This is a genomic window from Devosia soli, from assembly GCF_000970455.1.
Lineage (GTDB): Bacteria > Pseudomonadota > Alphaproteobacteria > Rhizobiales > Devosiaceae > Devosia > Devosia soli.
On the sequence record NZ_LAJG01000014.1, the window covers coordinates 739,260 to 765,418 of the forward strand.

At 62.4% G+C, this 26,159-nt stretch carries 22 protein-coding genes and 1 pseudogene; 17 read left to right on the forward strand and 6 right to left on the reverse strand.

All coding sequences use genetic code 11. The annotated features are described in order from the left end of the window. Window positions 1-136: 136 nt before the first annotated feature. Window positions 137-742, reverse strand: a complete 606-nt coding sequence (locus VW35_RS20515; protein ID WP_052951570.1) for an AprI/Inh family metalloprotease inhibitor — start codon at window positions 740-742, stop codon at window positions 137-139. Window positions 743-862: 120 nt separating this feature from the next. Continuing rightward, the gene (locus VW35_RS07675; RefSeq protein ID WP_152662517.1) at window positions 863-1,096 is read right to left on the reverse strand and encodes a hypothetical protein; all 234 of its coding nucleotides are present in this window, start codon (window positions 1,094-1,096) and stop codon (window positions 863-865) included. Window positions 1,097-1,292: 196 nt separating this feature from the next. Here VW35_RS07675 and VW35_RS07680 point away from each other — a divergent pair, with 196 nt between their 5' ends. From VW35_RS07680 to VW35_RS07695, 5 genes and pseudogenes are all read left to right on the forward strand, one after another. Continuing rightward, the gene (locus VW35_RS07680; RefSeq protein ID WP_046142342.1) at window positions 1,293-2,393 is read left to right on the forward strand and encodes a microcin C ABC transporter permease YejB; all 1,101 of its coding nucleotides are present in this window, start codon (window positions 1,293-1,295) and stop codon (window positions 2,391-2,393) included. Beyond that, window positions 2,390-3,484: an ABC transporter permease gene (locus VW35_RS07685; protein WP_046142343.1), complete on the forward strand. Its 1,095-nt coding sequence runs from the start codon at window positions 2,390-2,392 to the stop codon at window positions 3,482-3,484. Before VW35_RS07680 ends, VW35_RS07685 begins: the two co-directional genes overlap by 4 nt. A 44-nt stretch (window positions 3,485-3,528) precedes the next feature. Continuing rightward, window positions 3,529-4,245: pseudogene (locus VW35_RS22345) on the forward strand (ATP-binding cassette domain-containing protein); the annotation flags it as partial. A 12-nt stretch (window positions 4,246-4,257) separates the two neighbouring features. Then, window positions 4,258-5,103: an ATP-binding cassette domain-containing protein gene (locus VW35_RS22350; protein ID WP_483088781.1), complete on the forward strand. Its 846-nt coding sequence runs from the start codon at window positions 4,258-4,260 to the stop codon at window positions 5,101-5,103. A 30-nt stretch (window positions 5,104-5,133) separates the two neighbouring features. Then, window positions 5,134-6,984 carry an extracellular solute-binding protein gene (locus VW35_RS07695; protein ID WP_046142345.1) on the forward strand — a complete coding sequence of 617 codons (1,851 nt, stop codon included), beginning with the start codon at window positions 5,134-5,136 and terminating at the stop codon, window positions 6,982-6,984. 132 nt (window positions 6,985-7,116) lie between these two features. Here VW35_RS07695 and VW35_RS07700 read toward each other — a convergent pair whose 3' ends face one another. Genes VW35_RS07700 through VW35_RS07710 form a run of 3 tightly spaced genes read right to left on the reverse strand, consistent with a single transcriptional unit; the run spans window position 7,117 to window position 13,894 of the window. Further along, a complete protein-coding gene (locus VW35_RS07700; RefSeq protein ID WP_046142346.1) occupies window positions 7,117-7,719 on the reverse strand; it encodes an SAM-dependent methyltransferase in 603 nt (200 codons plus the stop codon). Further along, window positions 7,719-12,044, reverse strand: a complete 4,326-nt coding sequence (locus VW35_RS07705) for a translocation/assembly module TamB domain-containing protein (protein ID WP_052951571.1) — start codon at window positions 12,042-12,044, stop codon at window positions 7,719-7,721. The genes VW35_RS07700 and VW35_RS07705 overlap by 1 nt, the downstream gene beginning before the upstream one ends. Next, window positions 12,044-13,894: an autotransporter assembly complex protein TamA gene (locus VW35_RS07710; protein ID WP_052951601.1), complete on the reverse strand. Its 1,851-nt coding sequence runs from the start codon at window positions 13,892-13,894 to the stop codon at window positions 12,044-12,046. Before VW35_RS07710 ends, VW35_RS07705 begins: the two co-directional genes overlap by 1 nt. Window positions 13,895-14,263: 369 nt before the next feature. Between VW35_RS07710 and VW35_RS07715 the strand changes: the two genes are divergently transcribed. Continuing rightward, window positions 14,264-15,040, forward strand: coding sequence for an SDR family NAD(P)-dependent oxidoreductase (locus tag VW35_RS07715; protein ID WP_046142347.1), 777 nt, complete (start codon window positions 14,264-14,266; stop codon window positions 15,038-15,040). 164 nt (window positions 15,041-15,204) lie between these two features. Here VW35_RS07715 and VW35_RS07720 read toward each other — a convergent pair whose 3' ends face one another. Continuing rightward, a complete protein-coding gene (locus VW35_RS07720) occupies window positions 15,205-16,242 on the reverse strand; it encodes an Ldh family oxidoreductase (protein WP_046142348.1) in 1,038 nt (345 codons plus the stop codon). A gap of 266 nt (window positions 16,243-16,508) precedes the next feature. On the opposite strand from VW35_RS07720, the gene VW35_RS07725 reads away from it, so the two are divergent. The 11 genes from VW35_RS07725 (at window position 16,509) to VW35_RS07770 (ending at window position 26,131) form a co-directional block, all read left to right on the forward strand. Continuing rightward, on the forward strand, window positions 16,509-17,405 hold the full coding sequence (locus tag VW35_RS07725) for an aromatic ring-hydroxylating oxygenase subunit alpha (RefSeq protein WP_046142349.1): 897 nt from the start codon (window positions 16,509-16,511) through the stop codon (window positions 17,403-17,405). Window positions 17,406-17,515: 110 nt separating this feature from the next. Further along, complete coding sequence (locus VW35_RS07730; RefSeq protein WP_046142350.1) at window positions 17,516-19,225, forward strand: Rieske 2Fe-2S domain-containing protein; 1,710 nt, start codon at window positions 17,516-17,518, stop codon at window positions 19,223-19,225. A gap of 2 nt (window positions 19,226-19,227) precedes the next feature. After that, the gene (locus VW35_RS07735; RefSeq protein ID WP_046142351.1) at window positions 19,228-19,872 is read left to right on the forward strand and encodes a glutathione S-transferase family protein; all 645 of its coding nucleotides are present in this window, start codon (window positions 19,228-19,230) and stop codon (window positions 19,870-19,872) included. Window positions 19,873-19,958: 86 nt separating this feature from the next. Further along, window positions 19,959-21,863 carry an AfsR/SARP family transcriptional regulator gene (locus tag VW35_RS07740; protein ID WP_046142352.1) on the forward strand — a complete coding sequence of 635 codons (1,905 nt, stop codon included), beginning with the start codon at window positions 19,959-19,961 and terminating at the stop codon, window positions 21,861-21,863. Between the two features lie 85 nt (window positions 21,864-21,948). Beyond that, window positions 21,949-22,125, forward strand: a complete 177-nt coding sequence (locus VW35_RS21535) for a hypothetical protein (RefSeq protein WP_161796874.1) — start codon at window positions 21,949-21,951, stop codon at window positions 22,123-22,125. Window positions 22,126-22,145: 20 nt separating this feature from the next. Continuing rightward, on the forward strand, window positions 22,146-23,309 hold the full coding sequence (locus VW35_RS07745; protein WP_052951572.1) for a YcaO-like family protein: 1,164 nt from the start codon (window positions 22,146-22,148) through the stop codon (window positions 23,307-23,309). Continuing rightward, window positions 23,260-24,012: a TfuA-like protein gene (locus VW35_RS07750; RefSeq protein WP_244465843.1), complete on the forward strand. Its 753-nt coding sequence runs from the start codon at window positions 23,260-23,262 to the stop codon at window positions 24,010-24,012. The genes VW35_RS07745 and VW35_RS07750 overlap by 50 nt, the downstream gene beginning before the upstream one ends. Window positions 24,013-24,073: 61 nt before the next feature. Beyond that, a complete protein-coding gene (locus VW35_RS07755) occupies window positions 24,074-24,424 on the forward strand; it encodes a LuxR C-terminal-related transcriptional regulator (protein ID WP_046142354.1) in 351 nt (116 codons plus the stop codon). Next, window positions 24,421-24,675, forward strand: coding sequence for a MoaD/ThiS family protein (locus tag VW35_RS20520; RefSeq protein WP_083982511.1), 255 nt, complete (start codon window positions 24,421-24,423; stop codon window positions 24,673-24,675). The genes VW35_RS07755 and VW35_RS20520 overlap by 4 nt, the downstream gene beginning before the upstream one ends. A gap of 2 nt (window positions 24,676-24,677) precedes the next feature. Next, entirely contained in the window at window positions 24,678-25,412 is a 735-nt protein-coding gene (locus VW35_RS07765; protein WP_046142608.1) for a HesA/MoeB/ThiF family protein, read from the forward strand. 125 nt (window positions 25,413-25,537) lie between these two features. Further along, on the forward strand, window positions 25,538-26,131 hold the full coding sequence (locus tag VW35_RS07770) for a LuxR family transcriptional regulator (RefSeq protein ID WP_046142355.1): 594 nt from the start codon (window positions 25,538-25,540) through the stop codon (window positions 26,129-26,131). Window positions 26,132-26,159: the final 28 nt, after the last annotated feature.

The following is a 26,159-nucleotide window of genomic DNA, read 5'->3' on the forward strand; positions in this document are numbered from 1 at the left end:
CTCACGGTGTCATTCCTGCGCAAGAAGGAACCTCCGTTCAAAACAGAGGCCCCCGCTTTCGCGGGGGTGACAATGCGCGCGTGAGGTGCGCGTAGAGGACACGAAAGGGCCGGTCACTGAGGACCGGCCCATATGCTTAGCGCGACATCGAGATCGCCTGGCCGCCGCCCATGGTGCCGATATAGCGGCCACCCGAGGGAGCGAGGAAGGCGGCGATATTGCCGTTATCATCATAAAGCTGGAGCTGGCTGCCAACCTGCTGCCAACCGGTGACCGAGGCAATCTGGGTCACGGTGCAGCCCGGCGCCGAAGCGCGATAATAGTTCGTGCCGGTCTTGGCAGTCATGGGGAGATTGAGCTGGCACGTGGTCGCGCCGGCCGTCACGGTCCAGACGCCTTCCGGACCTGCCGAGAAACCGGCAGTCGGCGCGCCGACATTGACGATGGAGCTGTTGGTGCCAAGGCCCGGCGCGGTCGTCGTGGCAGTTGCCGTGGTCATGGCCGGAGCGCCGCCGAGGACCGGGGTGCCGGAAAGGCCGGGCGCCGGCGTGCCTGTAGCGCCGATCGCCGGAAGCGTGCCCTGCTGCACACTCGAAGACTGGACCGGGGCCAGCTGCTGTGGCGGACGCACGACGTTGAGATTGGCGGTATTTGACTGACTGGTCGTGGAACAGGCGGCCAGCGCCAGTGCCGAGAGACCCAATCCGAATGCGGTGGTGGCTCCGCGCATCCAAACCTTCATTGGTGACTCCTGCCCGAAGGCTTAATGGAAGTTAACTCTTTAGGCGGCTTATTAACGCAAGCCCGCCAAGGGTTCAACGCCCGTCCCGCTGATAATACCTCGACTGTGTTCGTGGCTATTTTAGGTATCGGTGCGATTCATGTCCTTCAACAACTCCCCGACCAGAAGTGTTGCATCGGCAACCTCGGATTCCGGAACATCGATTCCCTCACCCTCTGGACCGAAGAGATTGGGCACCCCCGGCAGTCCGCCGTCGCCCGGCTCGAGCGGATGAAAGCCATGGGCTCTGAGCGCCACGCGGACAATTCGCGCTACATTGGCGTCGCGCACCTGCGCAATCGTCTCGAATTTCATGCCCACTCCTTTGACCTGCGACCCACTATCCCCAGCCAAATACACAGAATAAGTCAATTCTGAAGCCTGGGGCGCAAGTGCGATTGCCAAACCGTCACACAAATGTTGGATTCGGCCAAACCCCGTCACCGCAAGGTGATTTGCCCAAATCCAAGCCGGGGTCACACAAAAGGGCGTAGCCAGCCTCGGAGCCGCGATGGGCGCGTATATCATCCGCCGACTACTGCTGATGATTCCAACCATCTTCGGCATTATGGCCGTCTCTTTCGTGATCACCCAGTTTGCCCCGGGCGGACCAGTCGAACAGGCCCTGGCCAATATTTCCGGACAGAATGTCGATCTCGCCGAGCGCGTGACCGGTGGCGGGGAAGAGACGCTTTCCCAACCATCTGGCGATTCTCAACAGTCCGGCGGCACGTATCGCGGGCGGCAGGGGCTTTCACCCGAACTCGTCAGCCGCATCGAGCAGCAGTTCGGCTTCGACAAGCCCCCGCTTGAGCGCTTCTTTTCCATGATCTGGAATTACCTGCGCTTCGATTTCGGCGAGAGCTACTATCGCGACATTTCTGTCATCGATCTCGTTCTCGAAAAAATGCCGGTCTCGATCTCGCTCGGGCTCTGGATGACGCTCATCGCCTACGGCATCTCGATCCCCCTCGGTATCGCCAAGGCACGGCGTGACGGCTCCCGGTTCGACGTCTGGACCTCGACTGTGGTCATCGTCGGCTATGCGGTTCCCGGCTTTCTCGTGGCTATCGCGCTTGTCGTGCTCTTTGCCGGGGGCAGTTTCTGGCAGATTTTCCCGTTGCGCGGGCTCACCTCGCCCGGCTTTGCCAGCTTCCCGCTCTGGCGCCAGATCCTCGATTATTTCTGGCATCTGGTGCTGCCGATCACCGCCATGGGTCTTGGCGCTTTTGCTACCGCGACGCTGCTGACGAAGAACTCCTTTCTCGATGAAATCTCCAAGCAATATGTCGTCACTGCCCGCGCCAAGGGGCTGACGGAAAACCGCGTGCTCTACGGCCACGTCTTCCGCAATGCCATGATGCTGATCATCGCCAGCTTCCCCGGCGCCTTCATCGGCGCCTTTTTCGGCGGCTCGCTGCTCATCGAAACCATCTTCTCGCTCGATGGCCTCGGGCTCCTCGGCTTTGAATCGATCGCCACACGCGACTATCCGGTGGTTTTCGCCACGCTCTATATCTTCTCGCTCCTGGGGCTCGTCATCGGGCTGATTTCCGACCTTGCCTATATGTGGGTGGACCCGCGGCTCGACTTTGAAAGCCGCGACATATGAGCATGTCGCCGCTCAACCAGCGCCGCCTCGCCAATTTCCGCGCCAATCGGCGCGGCTGGTGGTCGCTCTGGATCTTTCTCGCGCTGTTCCTGCTGACGCTCGGCGCAGAACTCATCACCAACGATCGGCCGATCATCGTCTCCTATAAGGGCGAACTGCTGGTTCCTGCCTTTGTGACCTATCCCGAAGCAAAATTCGGCGGCTTTCTCGCGACGACGGACTATCGCCAACCGTTCATTGCCGATGAAATCGCTGCCAATGGATGGTCGATCTGGCCCCCGGTGCGCTTCAGCCACGACACCGTCGATGGCTACCTCCCCTCTTCCGGCACCAATCCGCCAAGCTGGATGCAGAGCTGGGATCAGTTCTGCTCGCGCTACCCGCAGGGCACCGCCGATCCTAATTGTCAACTCGGCAATTATCATTGGCTCGGCACCGACGACCGCGGCCGCGACGTGCTCGCGCGCCTCGTTTACGGCTTCCGCATTTCGGTCCTCTTCGGCCTGACACTGACCGTCTTCTCCTCGATCATCGGCGTCTTCGCTGGCGCCGTTCAGGGCTATTTCGGCGGCTGGATCGATCTCATCGCCCAGCGTGTCATCGAAATCTGGACCTCAGTCCCTTCGGTTTACCTGCTCCTGATCATTTCGAGCGTCATCGCCCCCAGCTTCTGGGTGCTGCTCGGCATCCTGCTGCTCTTCTCGTGGGTGGCGCTGGTCGGCATCGTCCGCGCCGAATTCCTGCGCGCCCGCAATTTCGAATATGTCAACGCGGCCCGCGCCCTTGGCGTCTCCAATGCCGTGATCATGTGGCGCCATCTCCTCCCCAACGCTATGGTCGCGACACTCACCTTCATGCCCTTCATTCTTTCGGGCTCGGTGACGACGCTGACCTCGCTCGACTTCCTTGGTTTCGGCCTCCCCATCGGCTCGCCCTCGCTCGGCGAACTGCTGGCCCAGGGCAAACGCAACCTCCAGGCCCCCTGGCTCGGGCTGACGGGCTTTTTCACCATCGCCATCATGATGACGCTGCTCGTCTTCATCGGCGAAGCCGTCCGCGACGCCTTCGATCCGCGAAAGACGTTCAAATGACGGCGCCCCTCCTTTCCGTCCGCGATCTCACCATCCGTTTCGGCGCCTTTGAGGCGGCGAAGACGGTCAGTTTTGATATCGCGCCGGGGGAAACTATGGCGCTGGTCGGGGAAAGCGGATCGGGCAAGTCGGTGACGGCGCTCTCCGTGCTCAAGCTGCTGCCGGCGTCTGCCCGCATCGAAGGGTTCATTGCTCTCGGCGCCCAGGACCTCACCAAGTCGACTGACGCTCAACTGCGCCAAGTGCGTGGCAACGATGTCGGGATGATCTTCCAGGAGCCGATGAGTTCGCTCAATCCGGTCCACACCATCGGCAAGCAGATCGGCGAAGTGCTGGCGGTGCATCAGGGTCTGCGCAAGACCGCGGCGCGCAAGCGCACGATCGAACTTCTCACTGAAGTCGGCATCCCGAGCCCTCAAAGCCGGCTCGACGATTATCCACATCAGCTCTCGGGCGGCCAGCGCCAGCGCGTCATGATCGCCATGGCGCTTGCCAACAATCCGAAGCTCCTCATTGCCGACGAGCCGACGACGGCACTCGACGTCACCGTACAGGCGCAGATCCTGACACTCTTGAAGAAGCTGCAGGCGCAGCACGGCATGGCGATGCTCTTCATCACCCATGACCTAACGATCGTGCGCAAGATCGCCGATCGGGTTTGTGTGATGACGGGCGGGGAGATCGTTGAAACCGGCCCGGTCGCCGAGATTTTCATCAAGCCGCAGCATCCTTACACGAGGAAGCTCCTCGCCGCCGCGCCCAAGGGCGCTCCGGTGCTTGCCAAGAGCGGCGCGCCTAAGCTGGTCGAGACCAAGGACTTGAAGGTGTGGTTCCCGATCAAGCGCGGGCTCCTGCGCAAAACGGTCGGGCATATTCGCGCCGTCGATGGCGTCGATGTCGCGATCCATCGCGGCGAAACGCTCGGCGTCGTCGGCGAAAGCGGCTCGGGCAAATCCTCGCTCGGCTATGCACTCCTCCGGCTCATTCCTTCGAAGGGCCGGATCGTGATGTTGGGGCAGGACATATCGGGCCGAACGGCCAAGGCCATGCGGCCGATGCGACGGCATATGCAGATCGTTTTCCAGGACCCTTTCGGCTCGCTGAGCCCGCGCATGTCGGTCGGCGAAATCGTCGAAGAGGGTCTAAAGGTCCATATGCCGAAACTCTCCGTAGCTGACCGCGAGGCGCGCGTCGTGGCGGTGCTTGGCGAAGTCGGGCTCGATCCGGCCTCGGCGAACCGCTATCCGCACGAATTTTCCGGCGGCCAGCGCCAGCGCATTGCAATCGCCCGCGCCCTTGTGCTCGAGCCCGACTTTCTCGTGCTCGACGAGCCGACCTCGGCGCTCGACATCTCGATCCAGGCGCAGGTCATCGATCTTCTCCGCGATGTGCAGCGCCGGCGCGACCTCACGTATCTCTTCATCAGCCATGACCTGCGCGTCGTAAAGGCGCTCGCCCATTCGCTGGTCGTCATGCGCAACGGCAAGATCGTCGAGGCGGGACCTGCCGCCGCCATCTTCGCCCGCCCGCATGATCCCTATACGCGCCAGTTGCTGGCTGCCGCCTTCGACATCGAAACCACCGCCGACGGGTTGTCCCCCGCCGATCAAAGCGACTAACCTCGTTGCAAACAGGGAGGAGCACGCCCCATGAAGCTCTCGACACTGCTCACCGCCGGACTTCTCGCCATCGGGCTTGCCGGCGCTGCCCACGCCCAGACCCCCACGGGCATCTGGGTGCATGCCGATAGTCTCACAGACACGCCCAAATATGGCGAGGGCTTTGCCCACTTCGATTATGTCAATGCCGATGCGCCCAAGGGCGGCACGGTGCGCCTCGGCGATCGTGGCGGCTTTGATACTTTCAACCCCATCCTGCCAAAGGGCGAAATCGCAAGCGGAGTGGGGCTCATCTACGAAACCCTGCTGACGCCGTCGCTCGATGAGGTGAACACCTCCTATGGGCTTCTCGCCGAAGCCATGAAGGTTGCCGACGATTATGGCGCGGTGACCTTCCGCATGGACCCCGATGCCGAATGGCACGATGGCGAGCCGGTGACGGCCGAGGACGTCGTCTGGTCCTTCGAAAGGTCGATCGAACTGAGCCCCGTTTATGCCCAATATTATGCCAACATCACCAAGGCCGAAGTGACCGCGCCCGGCGAAGTAACCTTCACCTTCGACATGACCGGTAATCGCGAACTGCCCCATATCCTGGGCCAGCTCATGGTCATGCCGCAGCACTGGTGGGAGGGCACCGACGCCAAGGGCAATAAGCGCAGCCTGGGTGAATCGACGCTGGAGCCGCCGCTCGGCTCCGGCCCCTATGAGATCGCAAGCTTCGAAGCCGGCCGCTCGATCACATATAAACGCGTCGAGAACTATTGGGCAAAGGACCATCCGACCCAGATCGGCGCGAACAATTTCAATGAAATCCGCTACGAATATTTCCTCGACGAAGCCGTCTGGTTCGAGGCCTTCAAGGGCGACCAGTTCGACTTCTGGAACGAATATACTGCCCGCCGCTGGGCCACCGGCTTCGATTTTCCCGCTGTTGCCGACGGCCGGGTGATCAAGGAGGAATTCCCGCAGGATTATAACGGCCGCGGGGAAATGGTCGGTTTTGTCCCGAACCTGCGCCGCGAAAAGTTCCAGGACCAACGCGTGCGCGAGGCGCTGAACTTCGCCTTCGATTTCGAAGAGCTCAACAACACGATCTTCTATAACCAGTATGAGCGCATCAACTCATACTTCTTCGGCCTGCCCTTTGCCGCCAAGGGCGAGCCGCAGGGCGAGGTCGTCGACATCCTCGACAGCGTGCGCGACGACGTGCCCCAAGCCGCGTTCGGGCCGATCCCGGTCAATCCGGTCAGCGGCGATCCGACCAAGCTGCGTGAAAACCTGCGCCAGGCGCTGACCCTTCTCACGCAGGCGGGCTACACGCTCAACGGTTCGCAACTGGTCGATGCCAATGGCCAGCAGCTCTCATTCGAAATCCTGATGCACCAGCCGACGCTCGAAGCCATTGCCGCCAATTTCCAAAAGAATCTGGCGCTGATCGGTGTCCGCGTCGACATCCGCATGGTCGACACGCCCCAATATATCAACCGGCTGCGCAGCTTCGACTATGACATGATCTATGGAGGCTGGACCCAGTCCTATTCGCCAGGCAACGAACAGCGCTTCTTCTTCGGTTCCTCGAGCGCCACTGAAGAGGGCTCGCGCAACTATGCAGGCATAGCCGATCCTGCCATCGATGCGCTGATCGACAAGCTTGTCGCCACTGGAGACCGAGACACCCAGCTCGCCGTAACCGAAGCCCTCGACCGCGTGCTGCTCTCGCACCACTATGTGGTGCCGGGATATGCGCTACGCTACTCACGCACCGCACGTTGGGACCGTTTCAGCCATCCAGAGACACTGCCAGAATTTGCCAATGGCTTTCCCACCATCTGGTGGTGGGATGCCGAAAAAGCCGCAAAGACGGGCGGCGCGAGCTGATAAAGGCAGGGGCTACTTCAGACGCCTCAGCGTTCGTCACCACCCGGCTTATCCGGGTGGTCCATTTCTCAGCGATCTGGATTGCCCGTACAAGCCGGGCGATGACGACGGAATGATATCGGGGTCTACCCGTTATGCGGGGTTGCGCGCCACAAGATCGACAAGCGAAGACATGCCGACATGGCGCGAACCCTCGGCAATTTCGCTGTCGTGCTCGCGCAGGTGCAAAATGTCCATGCCAGCGAATTTCTCGGCCAGCAGCGCCTTGGTATAAAGGTTCTCGATCTGGCTCGGCCCACCGGTCTTGTACTCAAGCTGGCGGACACCGTACCCTTCGATGATGAGCAGGCCGCCTGGCTTCAGCGTCTTCCGGAGGCCCGCAAAGATTTCGTCGCGCAGTGCCGGCCCGGCGAACTGGAAAAAAATGCCAACCACGACATCGAACTGCATGGACGGCCAGTCAAAGGCCGAGATGTCTTGAAGCTTCGTTTCGAGCGAAACCCCGCGCTTTTGGGAAAGCCGCTTGGCCTTTTCCTGCCCAACGGGGGAAGCATCGAGCGAGAGCACATCGAGCCCCTGCTCGGCCAGCCAGACGCCGTTGCGACCTTCGCCATCAGCAATCGCCAGGGCCTTGCCCGCTGAAGGCAAGAGCGGCTTTTGCGCCGCCAGAAAGGCGTTGGGTTCTTCCCCGAAGAGATAGTCGGGCGTGCTGTAGCGCTCGTCCCAATAGCTCATCAATAGTCCTGTTCGTAAAACACACCGACGCTTGAATTGCCGTCCTGCCCCGCCGCGCCGCGCACGACGAGACCGTCAGTGACATCGAGGTTTATCGTCACCTTTGATTGCCCGTTCGCGCCGGCGGTCACGCCGAGATAAACGTTGTCCTGGAGGTAGGTGCCGGCCTGCACCCCGACATTGCCCTGGGCATCGGTGACGACATCGAGATCGGCGAGACCTGCTGCACCGCGCAGATCGTTGACGAGTCCCCCGCCCCCACCGCCGACGAGTTCAGCTGCCGCTCCGGCAAGCTGGGCCAGCTGCAGCGGGCTCAATTCGCCCATCGAGCGCTTGAAGATCAGACGGCTCAAGACTTCGTCCTGCGGCAAAACCGGGTTGGAACTGAAGCTGACGTCCGGCGCCGAAGCGCGGCCCGAAATGGTTACGAATACCGTGATGTTCTCGCCCTCGGTCCGGGCCAGGAAATAGAGCTGCGGATCGAGATCGCCGACCAGCGTCACCGTACCGGTCTCGAAGTCGAGCCGCTGGCCGAGCACCGAGAGGCGCCCGCGCTCGAGCGAGAAGGCGCCGACCGGCTGGATATTGTTGATCGGCCCGGCAAGCCGCACCGAGCCGCCCACTTCCGCATCGAGCCCGCGGCCACGGATGAAGATCTGGTTCGGGGCATTGACCGTCACGTCGAGCAGGAGCCCGGGCGAACGCGTTTGCGGGATCGGCGCACCGCCTGAATCGATCTTGGCGCGTTGCAGCGTCTGACTGACGGCGGGCGGGGTATTGATATGTTCGACATCGATCAGTTGCGCGCCACCACCGAGCCCTTCTGGCACGGTGATATTGGCATTTTCGATATTGAGCGTGCCGCCGAGCAAGGGCGTGCCGAGGATATTGCCGGTCAGCGTCAACCCACCCGAGACCGTCGCGACGAAAATTTCGCCATCCGAATAGCGCGCAGAGTTGAGCGCCACGTTGAGATCGGCCGGGAACTGCCCGGTAAGCCCGATGGTGCCTGAGGCCGTCACCGACCCACCGCTCGAAAGGGATGCCGAAAGGCTTTCGATCCGCGCCTGGGTACCGGCAAGGCTGGCCCGGCCGGTGATACCGGCGAGGCGCAGGTTGAGTTCGGGATCGACATAGCCTGCGCCATTCACCGACACCGTACCGCCAAACTGCGGGGCTGCGAGACTTCCAGAAACCTGCGCGTCAAAATTGGCCGTGCCCGACAATTGCCCGCCCCGATCGGCAACGAAGCGATTGGCAAGCGCGAGTGGCGCCGAACCATTGAGCGTCAGGGACAGACCACCGCCCGTAAGCGGCACGCGACCCGAGCCGGCAACAGAGAGACCGCCCGCGCCATTGGCTGCCAGACGATCGAGCGCTACCGCGCCGCCGGCAAAGCTGCCCGACGCCGAAACCGCCACTGGTGCAATACCGAAAGGTTGGATCGCTGCCGCATTGATGCCGGCGCCCCGCGCCTCAAAGCGCACTTGCGGGTCACTCGCCGAGCCCGAAATCGTGGCGCGTCCATCAAGCGTACCCGCCAGCCCAAGGCTTGGCACGATGGTATTGGCGATCGAGAGCGGCAGGCTAGCAATGTCGACGACCATATCGAGGTCATTGCCGGCCGTGCCCGTCGCCGTGATGCTGCCGCTACCGACATCAAAGCGCAGCGCGTCGAGGGCGACGCTGTTGCCGCGAACGACGAGCGCTGCCGGATTGGACAGCCGAGCCGCAATCGCCCCCTGGGTCAGGTTTGCCCGATCAAGCGCGACGCGATAGCCACCATCGACCGGGGATAAAGCACCGGCAAGATCGACACGCGTGCCCGTACCGAGCGCGGCTTCGCCGTCAAAGTTCGTCGTATCGCCGCTCTGGCTGGCGCGGGCGTTGAGCGAGGTAACGGTTGTGCCAGCAGCAACGATGTCACTGGCCGAAACGGTGCCGTTCGCTGCCGGCACGCCGAAGAGATCGCTGACCGTGCCCGCGATCTCGGCTCGCCCCACGGCGATGTCGTTGATGCGCAGGTCGGTGGAATTTGCAGTGAGGCCAACCTGCTGCGTGCCATCGACCGGCGTCAGCTCGAGCGCGGCATTGAGGCTGCCGGAAGCCTCCGTCAGCGCCAAAGCTGCGGCAAGCGAGATATCCGGAGCGACGACATCCAGGCGACCCGTCAGCAATTGCGTTTCGACGGCGCGGTTAACCGAGCCGAAAATCCGCGTGCCGGCGATTTCGAAACTGAGATCATTGAGCGCCTGCTGCACTTGATCGACAGCGATCTGCGATCCGAGCGTGGCCCGATAACCGTCCAGCATCGCCTCGCCATCGACGCTGCCGGTGACGCGACCGGACAGGACGTCGAGATCGAGCCCCAGGCGCGCATCGCGCAGGCCCCGGCCGGCGAGGGTGCCACTGGCGACATTGGCATCGAGCGCCAGCACCACCGGCGCCTCGGCGCTCGTCGATTTGGCCGTGCCGCGCACAGTGAGTGCACCGGATGCTTCAGGGGTAAGGAGGCCAAGATCGCTGAGATTGAGCGCGACGGCAAAATTCGCTTCTGCCGTGCCGTAAACGCCATCGGCGCTGAACTGCACCTGCGGATTGGTGATGGCGAAATCGTCAGCGACGATCCCCGCCTCGGTGCGAGCGAGGCGCCCGGACAGCGCCACATCACCGGCCAGCAAGGCATCGGCCGTCGTATCGTCGATCGTCAGATTGGTGCCCGAGCCATCGAACGTAAGGTCGAAGCCGCCGCCGATAAAGGCCAGCGTGCCTTCGGCGTCGAGCGACAGCCGACCTGTCAATTCGCGTCCGGCAAGACCGGAAAACGGCGCGATATTGTCCGTCTGAAGCCCAATGCGGCCGCGGAAACCCGAGGCATCGACATTCCCGGAAAGGCCTGCGGTCAGCGCCTCGCCGACAACACGCAACTGCGCCAATTCGATCGTTTGGCCGGCGCTCCAGAGACCGGCAAGACCTATGCCCACCGAATCGCCGAGCGCTGCCATCACAGCCTTGTCGCCCGAAATGCCCGAAATCGACCCGTCGCCGTTGAAGGTGACCATGCGGGTCGCGGGATCGGAAAGGTTGCTGGCAACACCCGTCAGCGCCATTCCAACATCGGTCGCTGCGAAATCGGCGGTCGCCAAGTCCTTGATGCCGAGATTGGCGTGCCAATCCTCCGAACTGCCTTCGCCGAAATCCACCGTAAGCTGCGCCGAGCGCACCTGCGGATTGCCGCCCGCCGGCAGCGTGACCAGCCCACCTGCCGGATCGGCGATGCTGGCCGTCAAGTCGAGGCGCGACAGGAAATTATCCGGCGTCGTCGCCGCGCTGGCTTCGAGCGCAAGCTGGCCGCCGGTCAGCGTCAGATTGGTCAGATCGACGCCGCCAGCACTCCGCACCAGAGCATCGGCCGAGAGACGGGTATCCGCGCCGAAAAACGGGCGGTACTGCTCGGCAACGAGGGTCGAAAGCGGCCCGCCGACATCGGCGTTAAAGGCCAAGCCGTCCGCCGTCTGGGTCAGGGTCGATCCGCCCGAAAGCACGGTCTGCCCATTGGCGAGAAGATTAAGATCGGCGCGCAGGTCCGCTACCGGCCCCTTCCCGGCCAGCGTCAGCTGCATGGCCGGGCGCCCCTCGATGCTGAGGAGATTGGCGAGCACGCCGTTTTCCGGCTCATTGAGGTCGAGGTTGAGATCGATCTCATTGCTGGCTTGCGTATAGGTGACGTCGAGATCGAGCGTACCGCCGGGCCCGTCAAGCCGTACGATATCGAGCGTCGTATCGAGATTGCCGCCTTCGAGCTTGAGATTACCGGCAAGCGAGATTTCCGAGCCCAGCCCGAAGACGCTTTCGCCGAACGTCACTTTGGGAATGGAAAGCTCACCGAGCTCGATCGCGACTGGAAATTCGGGCACCGAAAAGCTACCCGCTTCCGGCGGCGGCAGATCGACGCCTTCGGCGGGAATGGCGTTGCGGATATATTCGATGGAATCCGCCTTCAGCGAATTGACCTGCAGCCGGCCGGTGAACAGGGCCGCCTGGCTCCAGTTGAGGCTCGCATTATTGACCCGCAGCCAGACGCCTTGTTGGTCGGAAATGGTGATCTCGCGGATCGACACGTCCGACCCCAGCGCACCATCGATATTGGAAAGGCTGATTTGCCGCTCGGGCGTCGACAGCCGGTCCTGAACGAAACTGGTGAGCCAGTCCTTCTGCTCCTCTTCGGACCCATCCTGCGCCAAAAGGGTCGCGGGAATAGCCGTCATCGGCACCAGGATGAGGCCGACAAAGGCAAGCCGGCGATGCGTGCGAGACCAAGCCATCAGAATGCCTGCCCAATGCCGGCATAGATGGCATAATCAGGGTCGCCTGCCCGTTTGTTGAGCGGAATGGCCAGATCGAGCCGCAGCGGCCCGAGCCCGGTATAATAGCGCGCGCCGATACCGGCGCCGAGCCGCAGGTCTTCAAGGCCCGGGAATTTATCCGCCGCCACATAGCCGCCATCGATGAAGCCGACGACACCGATGCTCTCGGTCACCTTGGCGCGTGCTTCAAGCGAGCCTTCGAGCAGATAGCGACCACCGGTGACCTGACCATTGCCATTGTCCACGCCGATCGACTTGTAGCCATAGCCGCGAACAGAACCACCGCCGCCGGCAAAGAACAGTTTGTCGGGCGGAATTTCATTGAGGCCGGGCCCAAGCAGCGCGCCCGCCTTGATGCGGCCGGCAAGCACGAACTGATCGTCTTGGGAAAAGCCGAAATAAGTCCGTGCTTCGGCCGTCAGGCGCAGGCCCATCTTGCCGAAGGAGAAGTCGTAATAAGGTTCCGCCATGCCCGAGGCATAAATTCCTTCGGTCGGATCAACCGTGCTGTCGCGTCCGTCAAATGTCGCTCCGGCATAAACACCGAGCGTCGAGAAGTCGCGGGTCCCAAAAACGTCGTCGAAGCGCGCGCGTTTGTAGCTCGCTCCGCCCTCGAGCGTCAGCTGGTCGGAAAGGTAATGGGTCAGGCCAACGCGGCCGATGGCCGAGGTTTCGGTATAGGTGGGATAGATCGTCCGCTCGGCCGAAATAGCGGCGACGAGATCGGTGTCGGGGGTCAGGAAGCCGGGCTTGGTGAAAGTACCGCCGAAGAAATAGTCGAATTGCGCCGTATCGACAGGCCAGGCGATGCTCGCCACGCGCGCATCGAGCCGCAGCCGCTCGGCTTGCCCGAAAAGATTGCGCCAGAGGTGATAGCCTTCGAGGCCGAGCCCGTCGACGGTTGAGAAACTGGCGCCGGCCCCGAAGCGCCGGCCTGGCAGTTCTTCGACAATCAACTGATAGGGCAAGAGGCCGTCGGCGCCGATATCCTGCGCCGCCTGGAACCGCGCCGCGCGAAACACTTCAAGCCGGTCGAGCCGCTTCTGTGCCCGCTCGATGTCATCAGGATCATATTCCTGGCCGACGGCAAGCCCGGTCTGCTGGCGGACGAATTCGGGATTCATCCGATCCGCACCAGTCACCGTGATATCGCCGAAAGCGGCTAGGCGACCGGGATTAACGGTAATGGTAACATCGACCGTTTGGCGCGCATGGTCGGCGATGACCTCGCGATTGACCACTTCCGCCTTGGCGTAGCCTTGCTGCTGCCAGGCCTGTACCGCAAGTTGCTCGGCGGCAATAATCACCGAGGAGCGCGCGATCTGTCCCGCGCCATAGCCCCGCATGACCGGCAGCTCGACTTCATCGCCGGGATCACTGGTCAACGGCGCCTGATTGACGATGGCGACATTGTTGAAGGTGAAGAGCGGTCCAGCACTTACCGCGATCGTGACATCGACCGGATCTGGTAAATTGACGTCGGGCGCGAGGTTGGCCGCTTCGACGCCACCGATACGAATGCTGACGGCCGCGCCATAATGGCCCTCATTATAGAGTGCCGCGACGATGCGCCGATAATCGCCCCGCGCCTTGGCGATGAGCCCGGCCGCACCGGAAGCTGGTTCCGATTCGTCGGCGATGAGCGAAGAGGCATTGCGCGCCGCAGTTTCCACCGCACCGGTTTCGCTCGAAGAAAAGGTAACGGTATAGGGTTGGGGATCGGCGATGACGGACTCCTCGGTCTCGTCCTCGAAGAACTTCATGCCAAAGATTTCAAAACCATAGGCCGGCCCGACCGCTGCGGACAACGTGGCCGCGGCGATGCACAAGGCGCCAATACTCAATACCCAACGCGCGCTTTGCAGTGAACCAGTTCCCGACCGTTACGCTTCAACCAATAGGCGGAAGCTGAGAATAAAGGGGCGGCAGGAAAGATTGGGTTAACCCTCCGCCGCATGCCCAAGGGGCGATGCGTTCACGGCGACTTTAGTGCCGCATTGCGACGCGGGGCAAGCGCCGGGCACGAATTTGGTGGTGCGAAAGGCGGATGCGTGGCCGATCGGCAACGCTATCAATCAGCGGTCGCCGCTATGCGATGCCCCTCGTCTGTTGACGCCAGCACGTCCGCCGGTCCACCCTGCACCCCTCCCCTTCGACCATTCCTCCAGGACCGAAAAATGTACCAGCTGCTCGATCCCAGCCGCTTTGTCGTCTTCATCACCGGCGCCACCTCCGGCTTCGGCGAGGCCGCAGCCCGCCGCTATGTTGCCGCCGGCGGCAAGGTGATCGCAACCGGCCGGCGCGAGGATCGACTGAAAAAGCTGCAGGCCGAACTCGGCCCCGACAATTGCCACGTCATCGCCCTCGACGTGCAGGATCGCGCCGCCATGGAAAAGGCGATCGCCGAACTTCCTGCGCCTTTCGATGCGGTCAACATCGTCCTTGCCAATGCCGGTCTCGCCCTTGGCCTGCAGCCAGCGGCCGAAGCCAATCTCGATGATTGGCAGACCATGATCGACACCAATGTCTCGGGCCTCGTCTACACAGTCCGTCTGCTGCTGCCGGGTCTTATCGCCCGCGGCGGCGGCCATGTCGTGACCCTCGGCTCGGTGGCCGGCGAATATGCCTATCCCGGCGGCTCGGTCTATGGCGCGACCAAGGCTTTCGTTAAGCAGTTCGCGCTCAACCTGCGCTCAGACCTCCAGGGCAAGAAGGTTCGCGTCACCAATATCGAACCGGGCCTGACCGAAACCGAATTTTCACTCGTCCGCTTCAAGGGTGACGAGAGCAAGGCCTCTGCGCCCTATTCCAAGACCCAGGCCATGAATGCCGACGACATTGCCGAAAGCATCTTTTGGGCAACGACTCTGCCGGCGCACGTCAATGTCAACAAGATCGAACTGATGGCAACAACGCAGGCGATCGGGGCCTTTGATATTTACCGGGAAGATTGAGCTTCCTCTGTATTTTCCACAAGCTCGATGCCCACTTTCCCCCTTGATGGGGGAGGCCGGGAGGGGCTGACGGGAGCCACCCAAACATTGGGCGGAGAGACGTGACCACCCCCTCCTAGCCTCCCCCATCAAGGGGGAGGTATCGCGCCGGTGGCTCACCAATATCACGCCAGTCCCAAAAACCGCACTGTATCCGGATCGAGCGGTATCCCCTCTGCCCTCCGCTTATCCATCTCCGCCCATTCCCGATCCCCCGGCGCCATCACGCGCCCACCTTCGCGCACCGGCGATCCGCGGAGGCTCTCGAGATACCTCCCGATGGCGCGCAAAAATACGTCGCGCCCAGCGAACTTGTCCGGATCGATGACCAAAACGAAATGCCCCATATTACGGGGTGTCGAAATATCGTCCCCGCCATACATCGGGATGAAATCACCATCGAGCGTCGTCCCGGTCAGTAGCGCTGAAAACAGCGTCGCCACCCCTGCCAGCGCCGCGCCCTTGTAGCCATAATCCACCCCGCCAAGCGGCAGCAGCATGTCCGCCTCATGCGGATCGGTCGTCGGTTGCCCATCCGGCGTTGCCGCGACGCCTTCCGGCAAGTCCTTGTCCAGTGAGCGATGCAGCAGGACGCGGTTGAGCGGAATGGACGACGTCGCCATGTCGAGCAGCCACGGCCTGCCCTCCGGCACCGGCGCGGCGAAGGCCAGCGGGTTAGTGCCGTGGAATTTTTGCGCCCCATCGAACAGGGCCACCATGGAATCGGTATTGGTGGTGGCAAAGGTGACAAACCCCTCCTCCGCACCTGCCAGTGCGTAGGCGCCCGCCGCCCCGAAATGCGAGGAATGCTGGATGCCGACAGCCCCGACACCAGCCTCGCGCGCCAAGTCGATCCCAACCTCGACCGCCTTATAGGCCGCATAGTGCCCGAGCCCATCATCGGCATGGATCAGCGCGCTCCCCGCCCCGCGCTTGGCGACCTTCAACTGCGGATTCTTGTTGAGCCGCCCACCGCCCAGCATCTTGCAATAGTGTCCGGTCAACCTGACGCCATGGCTATCGACGCCGACCAGCGAGGCATGGAGCATCGCCTTGACAGCAGCTGCCCGTGACGCTTCGCTTGCGCCAGCCTCGGCCAACCGCAGATCGACTTGGCTTCGAACTAGGTCTTGAGCAAAGCGCGGCGAAATATCATCAGTCATTGGTCTCTCCCTCACCCCGTTTTAGTCACCGCATCCAAGACACGAAAGCCGAAACGTCCCCTATCGTCATCGCCCCACTTGTTCGGGCAATCCACATCTCCGCGCGAACCGGGATATCGCATGGATCACCGGGACAGGCCCGGTGATGACGCAGGCGGGGAATACGATGGGGCTGCCCAATCCTTAACCGCCCATCCCTCTCCGCACTTTTTCTTGGCACGTCGACCCGAGGTCGCTATTCTCGCCCCAACCTCGAAAGCACGCCCATGCCCAAAGCCCCAGACCCCATCACCCGCGATCTCTGGCACGTCGTTGCCGCCACCGACGAGCTCAAGATCGGCCTCATCGAAACGACGCTCCTCCTCGATCGCCGCCTCGCCATGACGCGCGGGCTCGATGGCGAGCCGGTTGTCTGGTTCGCGACTGACGAGGAAAACGGCGATGATATTGACGCCGACAGCGTGCTCGATCGTCTGCCCGTCAAAACCGCCTATGGCTATACCTGGACCTGCCTCGGCACGCCGTCGGCTGAACTCTTCCCGATCCCTGAATTCGCCGAAGCTGACCGCGTGAATATGAGCTGCGGCTCCATAGGCATTCACGTTTCCGCCCCCCGCGCCGTCGAAAATTTCCTCGACATGGGCCACTTCCCATACGTCCACACCGACATCCTCGGCTCCGAGCCGCACACCGAGGTCAAGGAATACGACGTCGAAGTCTCCGAAGAGCGCGACGAAGTGCTGGCCACCAAGTGCAAATTCATGCAGCCGCGCGCAGCCAAATCGGCGACCCAGGCCATGGAAGTCGAATACGTCTATCGCGTGCCGCATCCCTTCTGCTCGGTGCTCTATAAATCCTGCCCCGAGGACGAAAGCCGCCGCGATGTCATCGGCATTTTCCTCCAGCCCATGACCGAGGAAACCTGCCGCGCGCATCTTCTCCAATCGATGATCGATTCGACCTCGACCATCACCGACCTGCGCCGCTTCCAGCAGACCATCTTTGGCCAGGACAAGCCGATCCTCGAAAATCAATACCCCAAGAAACTGCCGCTCGACCCGCGCGCCGAAACGCCGATCCGCGCCGATAAGTCGGCTATCGCCTATCGCCGCTGGCTGAGCCAGAAGGGCATTACCTACGGCGTAATCCCGCAGGCGAGCTGATCGCCAAACGACGGCGAGCAAAAAACGAAACACCCCGTACGCCAGGGTGGCAATCGTGACCAATAATTTCGATCGTGGCGCGATCCTCAAACTTTTGGATCTGATCGACAATGCCCCTCAGTCTATCCGACCCCACCTGGTATCCCATCGCCTCGAGCGAGGACCTGCCCTTCCGCCATGTCTATCATGGCCAGTTGCTGGGCCGCGAATTGGCCGTCTGGCGGGCTGACGATGGCAATGTCAACGCCTGGGAAAACCGCTGTCTTCATCGCGGCGTGCGTCTCTCCATCGGCATCAACGAGGGCCAGGAGCTGAAATGCCAGTATCACGGCTGGCGCTATGCCAACCGCTCGGCCGGCTGCACCTATATTCCGGCCCACCCGGCAGATGCCCCCGCCCGCCGCATCGAAAACCGTAAATATCCCGTCCGAGAAGCTTTTGGGCTCGTCTGGTCCGCCGCGAACGACGACCAACGCTTCGCCCCCTTCCCCGGCGCCGAGGGCCACGATTGGTTCGCGCTGCGCCCCGTGCCAGTCAATGCCACGCCCGAAGACGTCCTCGCCGGCCTCTCCCGCCTCGCGCCCGACGATCAGTCCGTCGAATTCATCCCCGGCCGCGCCGTCACGCTCGGCAGCGCCCGTTTCTTCGTCCAGCCCGTCGACGCTGCCCGCTCGGTGATCCGCGGCATACTGCCGGAAAAGCCGGCCGACGAGATCGCGACCCTGCGCTACTATAACGAGCAACTGACCAAGCTGCGCGACAGCCTCGAACGCGCCGCGGCGAAAAAGCCCGCGCCCGAGCCGCTGCAGCCGGTCTTTGAAAAAGTCTCGGTCGAACTCTCGACCATGCCCGACATTGCCGTGCCGCGCGGCAATACCTTCCCGGTCGTCGTCAAACGCAAGTGGCAGTCCGCCGATGGCGTCATCGGCTTCGAACTCGCCGACCGCGATGGCAAGCATCTGCCGACCTTCCAGCCCGGCGCCCATATCGATGTGCACCTGCCCAATGGCCTCGTGCGCCAATATTCGCTGACCAACGGTCCCGGCGACCTGATGCGCTACACCATCGGCGTCAAGGCCGAGAGCGCGTCCAAGGGCGGCTCAAAAGTCCTGGTCGAAACCGTCCGCGAGGGCGACGTGCTTGCCATATCCGAGCCGCGCAACAATTTCCCGCTCCGCCGCGACGCCACCCGCACCGTGCTCATCGCCGCCGGCATAGGCATCACGCCGCTCCTTTCCATGGCGCGTTTCCTCGACAAGTCGAGCCTCAACTACGAGCTGCACTATTTCGCCCGCGCCAGCCAAACCATGGCCTTTTCGAGCGAACTCGATGTGCTCCACGGCCGCGTCGACCGCCACATCGGCTTCACGCGCGAAGCCATCAAGGCCAAGGTCGCCGAGGTGCTCGGGCCTTACCAGTTCGCCAACCACGTCTATATCTGCGGCCCCGGCGCCATGCTCGAAATGGTGCAGGCAACCGCAGCCGCGCTCGGCTGGCCCGATGACGCCGTGCATTTTGAATATTTCCAGAACGACAAGGTCATCGACGCCTCCTCGGCCTTCGATGTCGAGCTCGCCCGCTCAGCCCTAACGCTCCACGTCCCGGCCGGGCGCACGATCCTGCAAACCATGCGCGAGGCTGGCCTGACCGTCCCGTCGTCCTGCGAGCAAGGCGCCTGCGGCACCTGCCTCACCGGCGTCATCGAGGGCGAGGTCGATCACCAGGACGTCTATCTCAACAAGACCGAGAAAGCCTCGAACACCTGCATGATGACCTGCGTCAGCCGCGCGAAGTCTGGCCGCCTGGTTCTGGATATCTGATAATGACCATAACGCTTTACGACTTCGAGCTCTCGGGCAACTGCTACAAGCTGCGGTTGCTGATGAACATTCTCAACGTGCCCTATGCGATTCATCCGGTTGATTTTTTCCCCGGTCGTGAACACAAGGCCGACTGGTTCCTGCGCCTCAATCCCTTCGGCCAACTGCCGGTGCTGAAAGACGACGATCTTGTCCTGTCGGACTCCGGCGCGATCCTCGCTTACCTCGCCAAGAAGTACGACACATCGGGCCAATGGTTTCCCGATGATCCGGCTGTCACCGCCGAAATCCTCCGCTGGCATGCGGTTGCCGATGACATCAGCGCGACCTCTTCGGCGGCGCGCCTCGCGCTCGGCTACAGCTATCCCTTCGATATCGAGAAAAGCCAAAAGGGCGCACATCGCATCTTCCGCATTCTCGACGAACATCTCTGGTTCGGCGAAAAAGCCGGCCGCGACTGGCTCTGCGCACCGGCCCATCCGACTACGGCCGACATCGCCTGCTTCCCCTATGTCATGCTATCGGAAGAAGGCGGCATCTCCCGCCAGGATTATCCGGCCCTCCGCCGCTGGACCGACCGCGTCCGCCGCATACCGGGGTTCATGGTGATGTCGGGAATTTTTCCAGCAGGCCCCGCCAAGACCTGAGCCGGCAATTATGCCGGATGATCGACACAGGTAGTTAAACATTATACTATGTTAATGTTTTCGGCCCCGTTCTGGATTTTTGATTAATGTTGAGGCTGTTCGGTCAGGTTATTCTGGACCTTGACCCAACCATTGCCAGACCACCCATCAAGGCCTTTGCTCTGTTGGCGATGCTCGCTCTGGCCCCGAAGGGGTCGCTGGAGCGGGCAACGGTAGCCACAAATCTTTGGGATGGCGACAAGGCCAGCGCGCTCGGCAATCTGCGTGTCCTACTGACAGGCCTCAAGAAATACGAAGCGCCCGACATGCGTCTGCTGCGCTGGGATGCCCGCCGTATCTGGCGCGATGCCACCTGTCTGCCGTCCGACGTCGACGCTTTTCTCGGTCTCGGCGAGGTCGAAAAGGCGCCGCAGCTCAAGACGATACAAAGTCTTTATCGCGGCGATTTGCTAGAGGGGGCAGAAATTCGAGGTGGCGAAGGCTTTGAGGCCTGGCTCGCCCATGCGCGCGCGGAAATTGGCGCGAGATATCGCGATCTGGTCCTCCGGGCTCAGGCAGCTTCCGATCCCGCCGAAGCGCGCGCCGCCTTGCTCCGCCTCTCCCGCCAGTTTCCGTTCGACGAGCAGGTCGAGCGCGCGCTCTTGATGCGGACCGCCCAGAGCGATGGTCCGGCCGCGGTCTCCCACGAGTTCGAAGAGTTCTCCAGCCGTCTCATGAGCGAGCTCGACGTGACCCCGCAGCTCGAAACCCGGGCTCTGGTCATGCAGCTTCTCGGCAAACCGGTGGGAGCCGAAGCCTGGCGCCCAATAATCGACGAACTGCCCGTGCCGCAGAGCAGCCTGCCGCGCGTCCTGGTCCTTGCGCCCGAGGAAAACCGTCCGTCCGCGTTCAATGCCGCCCTGCCGCCGCTCATCGACGACATCACCATCGGCCTTTGCAAGCAGCGCACCTTCCAGGTGTTTGCGCCCCATACGGCCCGGCAATTGGCCAAGGGGTTCGGCTCCGCCAATCTGGCGGCCTATGGCACCGATTATGTCTTTGCCGCCCGTATTCTCTCATCCGATGGCGATGCCTTCCGACTTGGCGTCAGCCTTACCCGGCTCAGCACCCATCAGGTGCTCTTCGGCGACGATTTCCGCCTTTCGGCCACGTCCATGTCGCGTGGCTATAGCGACATCGTCGCCGCCATCGTCCGCGGCGTCAGCGGTTCGATCGAAACGAGTGAACTCAAAACGTTTCGGCGCACCGGCAATGCCTCGGCCTATGTCCACTATCTGCTGGGGCTCGAACACCTAAATACGCTCGATCTGCCGACCGTGCGCAAGGCGCGCAAGTCCTTCCGCCGCGCCGCCGAACTCGATGCCAATTTTGCCCCGGCCCTCGCTATGATGTCGCGCACGCTTTCTCTCGAATGGCTGTTGCTTGGCCGGCAAGAGGCAGACCTCCTCGATCAGGCCTGGGATTTCGGCGAGCAGGCTGTCGCCATCGATCCGCTTGAGCCGAGCGGCCTTCGCGAACTGGGCAATGTCGCTGTCTATCGCCACGATCTCGACGAAGGGCTTGATCACCTGACAGCGGCGCTCAATCGGGCCCCGCACCACGCCGACCTGCTACAGAATTACGCCGATACGCTGGTCCACAATTCTGAAGCGGCAAAGGCGAAGCCATTCATCCGCTCGGCGCTTGAGCTCAATCCGCTCCCGCCGGACGAATATTACTGGATCGCTGCCACTGTCGAATTCTTCGTCGACAATTATGACGAAGCGCTGCAGCTGCTCTGGAAGATGAAGAACCCCGATCCCGCAGCGCGCTTCGTGGCCGCCGTTGCCGCCAAGGCCGGCGATGCCGAGACCGCCCGGATCTATCGCAACAAGCTCTTGCAGCGTCAGCCCGAGTTCAGGCTCGACCAATGGCGCAAGCTCATGCCGCTTCGGAACGAAGCCGACCGGGAAAAATATCTCGATGCCATGCGCCTTGCGGGCTTTACCTAGTAGTAGTTTCCTTGCGGTGATTACGTTCGCCAAATCCGGCCGCTAGCGCGACCCTCTCCATGTTCCCTTAAACCTGGAGAGTGCCATGAACTTCGTCGTTTCCCCCAGCTCAGACGGCTCGACCGTCACCGTCCGCAATCCTGCCACCGGCAAGTCGGAAGTCGTGCAGCTCAAGCAGCGCGCCCGCCGCCACACCACGGTCAATGTGACCCCGGCTGCCGCGCCCGCCGCTTGCATCTTCTGCTCGCTCGTCGCTGCCTGATCGCGAGAGGGGCGCCTGCCGTGCTGACTTCTGATCACCTCGATCGGGTTGCTCCCCTGCAGGCGACCCTCGCCGCCGTCAAGGCAAAGTTCCCCGAGCTTGGCATCACCCGCCTCGCCAGGCAGACCGATCTCGATATCATCGGCATCCCCTGCTGGGCTGCCTTCCGCCCGGCGGCCAATGCGCTGGCGGTAAACCAGGGCAAGGGCCTCTCCGACGACGCCGCCAAGGTTTCTGCAGCGATGGAAGCGGCCGAATTCGCCATCGCCGAGCATCCAAGGGTCGCCACCATCCGCGCCAGCGCCGCCGATCTCGAGCTTGAGGGCCCCGACTGGTTCAATCCGTCCCGTTCGCTGCCGCTCGGTGCGCCGCTCGCTATCGATCAGGCGATCGAGTGGGTTTCGGGCAGCGCCCTCTTCGAGCGGCGCGAAACGCTTGTGCCACTCGATCTCGTCCGTCTCGGCCACGCCACCGACCTTCCCGGAATTTGTCAATCGACCAATGGCCTTGCGTCCGGCAATACGCCCGCGGAAGCCATTTTCCACGGGCTGTGCGAGTTGATCGAGCGCGACGCCGAAACGCATTGGTCGATCCTGCCACAGGCCGAGCGGATGGCCCTCTGCTTTGACCCATCCGTGTTGAACGATCCTGTCGTTGACGATCTCTGCGCCCGCTTTGCCGCTGCCGGCGTCCCGCTGCGGCTCTTCGACCTGACGACCGATATTGCCGTACCGACCTTCATGGCGCTGGCTGGCGACGGCCGTGGCTCGCGCCTCGAACTCATGGCCGGTTATGGCACCCATCCTTCGCCCGTCCGCGCGGCGGTCAAGGCGATCACCGAAGTTGCCCAAGGGCGGGTCACGGTCATTGCCTCGGCCCGCGACGATATCGCGCTTCAAGATTATGCCGATCGCGCGGATCCAGGCTTGAGTGAACTGGCAATGGCCGATCCCGTCCATCACCCCCAAAGCGGTACCTACTTGTCCGCGTCCGTCGATGGCCTCCTCAACCATATCGGCCAAGCGCTTCTCGATGCTGGCATCGATGATGTCACCAGCGTTTCGTTGGGCTCCGACGACCTCGGCTTTAGCGTCGTCCGCGTCCTCTGCGATGACCTCGAAGATCGCGGCCCCAATGCCCACTGGCGCCCCGGCCACCGCGCTCTTCACGCGCTGGGCTTTTGAGATGAAAGTCGTGTTCGTTGGCCCTACGCTGCCGGATCCGCCGCAGATAGACGATATCGTGTTTCGTCCTCCCGCAAAGCTCGGCGACATCCGTCGCGCCGTCGACGATGGCGCCACCGCCATCGGTCTCATCGATGGCGTCTACGAACAGGCCGCTGCCGTCTGGCACAAGGAAATCCTTTTCGCCCTCGATCAAGGCGTTCGCGTCCTTGGCGCCGCCTCCATGGGCGCGCTGCGGGCCGCCGAATGCGCCCCTTTCGGCATGGAGCCGATCGGGACCATCGCCCTCGCCTATTGCAGCGGTGCACTTGACGACGACGCCGCCGTCGCGCTCGTCCACGCCCCTGCCGAGTTCGGCTCCCAGGCTTTGACCGAGCCATTGGTCGACGTCTGGGCGACAATCGACAACCTCCGCACGCTCGCCATCGTCGCCGAAAGCGAAGCCGGCCGGCTCAAGGCCCGCGCTGCATCGATCGGCTTTCGCTTGCGCACCATCGACGCGATCTTCGCGGGCCATGAGAATGCCAAGCAACTCACCGAAGCCTATTTAACGCACCGGATATACGCCAAACGCCGCGATGCCCTGGAGCTACTTTCCGCAATTTCTTTCGCCAAATCAAACACATACCGCGCATCATCCCAGGCACAGGGCGATACCGTACTTTGGGCCCAGGGCCGGCCGCGGCAAGCGTTTAACGTTTGATTAACGCTGAAATTGGTTGCTTTCCACAGTCCCTGAACCGTGGAAAACAACGGAGATTTCGATGCACGGCGATGCCGACATCACCGGACCTAACGCCTGGAAAAGCAACTTCGCCCGCTCGGGTCTGCAGCTTCTCACCCCGGCCGAAACCCAGGTCCTCGCTCAGATTCTGAGTGGCCAGAGTAACAAGGAAGCTGCCCTCAAGCTCAAGGTCAGCCCCCGCACCATCGAACTGCACCGCGCCCGCATCTACAGCAAGCTCGGCGTTCATTCGGCGCTCGAACTCTTTCAAACCCTCTTTGATTGCTTCCCCTCGAGCGATCTCGTCGAGCGCTTCTCCGGCGCCGGCAATGCAAAAATCGAGATATTTCATGCCGAAAGCCATGCCGAGCCCATCCGGGAGCGCGCATGATGAAGGTGCGGTATGTGGGCACCATCGCCCAGCGGATCGGCCGCAGCGAAGATACTGTGTCCCCCGCTGACAGCGTCGTCTCGGGCCAGGATCTGATCGCCTGGCTCCGTGAAACCGACGACGGGCTCAACTTCGCTTTCGGCCTCCGGAAGAACCTGATGCTCGCCGTCGACGGCGTCGTGCGCCCCATTTCCAGCGATATCCGTGCTGCCAGCCAGGTGGCGATAATCGATCCCATCTCGGGAGGATGACCATGCCCGATGCCATTACCCCCGAGGAGCGCCGCCGCTATGCCCGCCAGATGATGCTCCGCGGCATCGGCACCGAGGGTCAGCAAAAGCTCAAATCAGCCCGCGTCGTCGTCGTTGGAGCGGGCGGGCTCGGCAGTCCGGTGCTACAATATCTCGTGGGCGCCGGCATCGGCCATATCACCCTGATCGATCCTGACACCGTCTCGGAATCCAATCTCCATCGCCAGGTCATTCACGCCAGTACCGCCATCGGCCAAGCCAAGGTCGAGAGTGCCAAGACCTTTGCTGCCGGCCTCAATCGCTGGACAGAGATCGAACCCATTCAGGCTCTCGCCAGCGCTGCAACGCTCCGGCCTTGTCTGCAAGACGCCGACCTGCTGCTTGATTGCACCGACAATGTCGAAAGCCGGCGCGCCTGCGTCGCGGCTTCGGCCGGGGTCTGCCCTTTGATCATCGGCGCTGCCATCGCCTTCGATGGCTTCGTCACCGTGGTTCCCGCCGATGCCGATGGCAAGGCCGTGCTCGACGCGCTTTATCCAGGCGAGCCGGAGCCTGGCGACACCTGCGAAATGCTCGGCGTCCTCGGCCCCATCGTCGGGGTCATCGGTGCCGTCATGGCCACCGAAGCCATAAAGCTTCTCGCCGGCTTCGGCACGTCCCTTGCCGGCCGGGCGCTTTTCTTCGGCGCCCAAAACTCTTCATTCATGGAATTGGAGCTGCTGCCGCGCGCAGCATAGGACATCACATGAGCAAGACCGCCCTGACCGCTCCACCCGCCCACCTGCGGTTCATTCCACGCAACGCGCCCGCTTCTGCCCCGTTTAACACATCGGCGCGTCGCATTCTGAAAGGAGATCGCAGCATGTCCGACGTCGACTGGACGAATGACAGGCGCGTCGTGCGCGAGATCGCCGAGCATGCCCCGTTCATGATCTGGCTGACCGATCATCGTGGCCGGTGCTTCTATCTCAATCCCGCCTGGGTCGAATTCACCGGCCAGCCCGAAGAAGAAGGCCTTGGCGAAGGCTGGACCGAAATGCTTCATCCCGACGACCGCAAGGACGTCTATGATGCGTTCTTTCACGCCTGGACGCACAAGCGCCCCTATCAGGTGGAATATCGCCTGCGCGTCGCCGGCAATGGCTATCGCTGGGTCGCATCGAGCGCCCGGCCGCTCTTCAACGAAGATGGCGGCTGCGATGGCTATGTAGGCACCGTCTACGCCACGGCGGTGCGCGATACGCACCACACCGAGGCGATCAGGCTCAGCCCCCGCGAAATCGAGGTGCTCCAGCTCGCCGCCATCGGCAAGACCAGCGACGAGATCGCCATCATCCTCGCCATCAGCTCGCGCACCGTCGAAGCCCATATCAACAGTGCCATGATCAAGACCAATTCGGTCAACAAGGTCCAGACCGTGGTTTCCGCCATCAAAACCGGTCAGATCATCGTCTGACACGCACACGAACCCCAGCAGCTGGGGG